Genomic DNA, 3,413 nt, shown 5'->3' on the forward strand with positions numbered 1-3,413 from the left:
GCGCTACGCGCCCACGCGCCGTTGCCCGCCCGCGCAGCGCCGGGCGCCCGCCAGCGCCGCCGCGCCCCGTCGCCGGGTTCAGACCAACTCCGGCGCCTCGGAAGCGGGCTTCGCGGGCCCGCCCAGCGCGTTCCGCCGCTCGGGCATCCGCAGCGACACCATGCGCCGCCAGCCGCCCAGCCGCTCATAGCCGTACAGGGCGTGGATCCCGGCCGCGAGCAGCGCGGACTTCGCCTTGGACCAGCCGAGAACGCGCCCCATACGGGCCATCACGGCGAGGCTGACGTCCCGGTAGACCCGCATCTCGACCAGCGCGCTCTCCCGAAGGGCCCGCTGGATGGCCCGGCCGTGCCCGGCGGCGGCCAGGCGCAGCAGTTCCTCGTGGCAGTAGGCGAGGTGGTTCTCCTCGTCCTCGGCGATCAGGCGCACCGCGCGGCCGAGGTCGGGATGGTCGCCGAGGCACCTGCGCAACATCGTCATCTGGGCGGCGGCGCGCTGTTCGGTGACCCGGCTGTGGGCGAGGTAGAGCACGAGGTCGTGCTCGGTGAGCGGCTCGTCGCGGCGCAGCTTGTCATGGGCGAGACCGATGCCACGCGCCTCCAGCAGCATCGTGTAGTCGGTCTCGCGCGGCACCTCCAGGGGCTCCAGACCGCGCTTGCGGAGCAGGGCGTTGAAGATCCGGCCGTGCTTGTCCTCGTCGGCGCCATGGCGGGCGATCTTGGGCGCGAGGTCGCGCCGGCTCTCGGGCACGAGCGCGGCGATCCGGCCGTTCTCCCAGCCGCCCTGAGCCTCCCCGCTCGCGGCGACGGAGCAGAAGAGCCGGAACGTCTCGTCGTTGTCGAGGATCTCCTGGAACAGGCTTTTCGCCGAGAGCATCGCCGCCACCTCCGTGCGCTTGTCGTGCGCCGCCCGCGCTTCCGCGCCGACATCCGCGCCGGGCGGCGCAGCAAAAGTCAACGGCCCGGTGGGAGCGGCGGCAACAGCTCGGGCGCGCGGTTCGGCCGAACGGAGGACCCCGCGGGCGCCGGGTCCGCGTAACCGCCGGGCGCCGGCGGCGTTGTGCTGGACGACGGCCGTGGCGGGGAAGACCCCCGAGCCCCCACCACGGCCGCGGAACGTTCCCGGCGCGGTGCCGGGCCGCCGCTCCGAGGGCCTCCCGGCGGCGTTGTACGGCGTGTCGCGGTGCTACGCGAGCCCGGCGCCTACGCGAGCCCGGCGCGCTCCAGGGCCTCGACGCCCGCCCGCAGCGCGGCCAGCCGCTCCTCCAGCGTGAAGCCCGCGGGATTCAGCGACAGCGTGGTGACCCCGGCCTCCGCGTACGCCTGCATGCGGTCGGCGATGCGCTCGACGGGGCCGAGCAGCGCGGTGGAGTCGATCAGCTCGTGCGGGACGGCCGCGGCGGCGCCCTCCTTGTCGCCGGACAGGTACTTCTCCTGGATCTCGGCGGCCTCCTTCTCGTACCCCATGCGCTGCGCGAGCTTGTTGTAGAAGTTCTGCTTGGCGCTGCCCATGCCGCCCACGTAGAGCGCGGTGTACGGGCGGAACTGGTCGGCGAGGGCGCGGACGTCGTCGCCGAGGGCCATCGGGACGGTGGGCACCACGTCGAAGCCCTCGAGGTCCTTGCCCACCTTCGCCCGGCCCGCGCGCAGCGAGCCGAGCGTGGTCGCCTCGGCGTGCTCGGGCGCGTAGAACAGCACCAGGGCGCCGTCAGCGATCTCGCCGGTCTGCTCCAGGTTCTTCGGGCCGATGGCCGCGATGTACAGCGGGATGTACTCCCGCACCGGGTGCACGGTGAGCTTCAGGGGCTTGCCGGGGCCGTCGGGCAGCGGCAGGGTCCAGCTCCGGCCCTGGTGCGTCAGCCGCTCGCGCGACATCGCCTTGCGGATGATCTCCACGTACTCGCGGGTGCGGGCCAGCGGCTTGTCGAACCGCACGCCGTACCAGCCCTCGGACACCTGGGGCCCGGAGACGCCGAGTCCGAGGCGGAAGCGGCCCCCGGAGAGGGTGTCGAGGGTGGCGGCGGTCATGGCGGTCATGGCCGGGGTGCGGGCCGGGATCTGGAAGATGGCGGAGCCGACGTCGATGCGTTCGGTCTGCGCGGCGACCCACGCGAGCACGGTGGCGGCGTCCGAACCGTAGGCTTCGGCGGCCCAGCAGACGGCGTAGCCGAGCCGGTCGGCCTCGCGGGCGACCGCGAGGTTGTCCGCGTCCATTCCGGCGCCCCAGTAGCCGAGGTTGATGCCAAGCCTCATACCGCACCCCTTACTGATCAGTAACGTCGCTGTTCCGGGGACTCTAGCGCGCACGGCCGGGATACGTCAGGGGCGGGTTATCCACAGGCTGTCACGAGGCGCTTTCCGGCCAGTAATCTCGATGTTCATGGAGCTAAGGCACCTCGGCCGCACGGGCCTGCGCGTTTCCCGGCTCGGGCTCGGCACGCTCACCTGGGGGCGGGACACCGACGAACACGACGCCGCGGATCAGCTCAAGGCGTTCTGGGAGGCGGGCGGCACGCTTGTCGACACCGCGGATGTGTACGCGGACGGCGGCGCCGAATACATCCTGGGGCAGCTGCTGGAAGGGCTGTTGCCGCGGCGCGATCTGCAGATCGCCACGAAGGCCGGCAGCGTGCCCGACCCCGACCGCCGCTTCGACGGTTCGCGCGGCCATCTGCTGGCCGCGCTGGACGCCTCCCTGGAGCGGCTGGGCACGGACTACGTCGATCTGTGGCAGGTGCACGCCTTCGACCCGTTCACCCCGCTCGAGGAGACCCTGCAGGCGCTCGACCTGGCGGTCAGCAGCGGACGGGCCCGCTATGTGGGGGTGTCCAACTTCAGCGGCTGGCAGCTCGCGAAGGCCGCCACCTGGCAGCTGGCCTCCTCCGGGGCGCACGCCCGGCTGGCCAGCACGCAGATGGAGTACTCACTGCTCCAGCGCGGTGTGGAGCGCGAGGTGCTGCCCGCCGCCCTCGACCTCGGCGTCGGTCTGCTGCCCTCCTCGCCCCTCGGCCGCGGGGTGCTGACCGGCAAGTACCGCCACACGACCCCCGCCGACTCGCGCGGCGCCTCCGAGCTCGCGGCCTTCGTCGCGCCGTATCTGGACGAGGAGGCCGGCCGGATCGTCGACGCGGTCGCCATAGCCGCCGACGGCCTGGCGACCACCCCGCTCAATGTGGCGCTGGCCTGGGTCCGCGACCGCCCGGGGGTGACCGCGCCGATCGTCGGCGCGCGGAACGCGCAGCAGCTCAGGGCGGCGTTGTCGGCGGAGAGCCTTAGTCTTCCGGACGAGATCTGCCAGGCGCTGGACGATGTGTCGGCGCCCGTGCACCGCTATCCCGATCAGGACTGGAGCACGCTGTGAGTACCGACCGCCTCGCCGGCGAGGCCGCATCCGCGCCCGAGGAGGCCGACCCC

Annotated in this window: 3 protein-coding genes; 1 reads left to right on the forward strand and 2 read right to left on the reverse strand. The window is 73.1% G+C overall.

The genetic code is table 11. The features are described from left to right. Positions 1-78 precede the first annotated feature (78 nt). Together AXW62_RS39330 and AXW62_RS39335 are read right to left on the reverse strand one after the other, a co-directional pair. Positions 79-876 carry a ferritin-like domain-containing protein gene (locus tag AXW62_RS39330; RefSeq protein ID WP_060948525.1) on the reverse strand — a complete coding sequence of 266 codons (798 nt, stop codon included), beginning with the start codon at positions 874-876 and terminating at the stop codon, positions 79-81. 326 nt (positions 877-1,202) lie between these two features. Continuing rightward, positions 1,203-2,252: an LLM class F420-dependent oxidoreductase gene (locus AXW62_RS39335; RefSeq protein ID WP_030839136.1), complete on the reverse strand. Its 1,050-nt coding sequence runs from the start codon at positions 2,250-2,252 to the stop codon at positions 1,203-1,205. Between the two features lie 127 nt (positions 2,253-2,379). Here AXW62_RS39335 and AXW62_RS39340 point away from each other — a divergent pair, with 127 nt between their 5' ends. Beyond that, positions 2,380-3,360, forward strand: a complete 981-nt coding sequence (locus AXW62_RS39340; RefSeq protein ID WP_060948526.1) for an aldo/keto reductase — start codon at positions 2,380-2,382, stop codon at positions 3,358-3,360. Positions 3,361-3,413 lie beyond the last annotated feature (53 nt).

The organism is Streptomyces hygroscopicus subsp. hygroscopicus, from assembly GCF_001553455.1.
GTDB lineage: Bacteria > Actinomycetota > Actinomycetes > Streptomycetales > Streptomycetaceae > Streptomyces > Streptomyces hygroscopicus.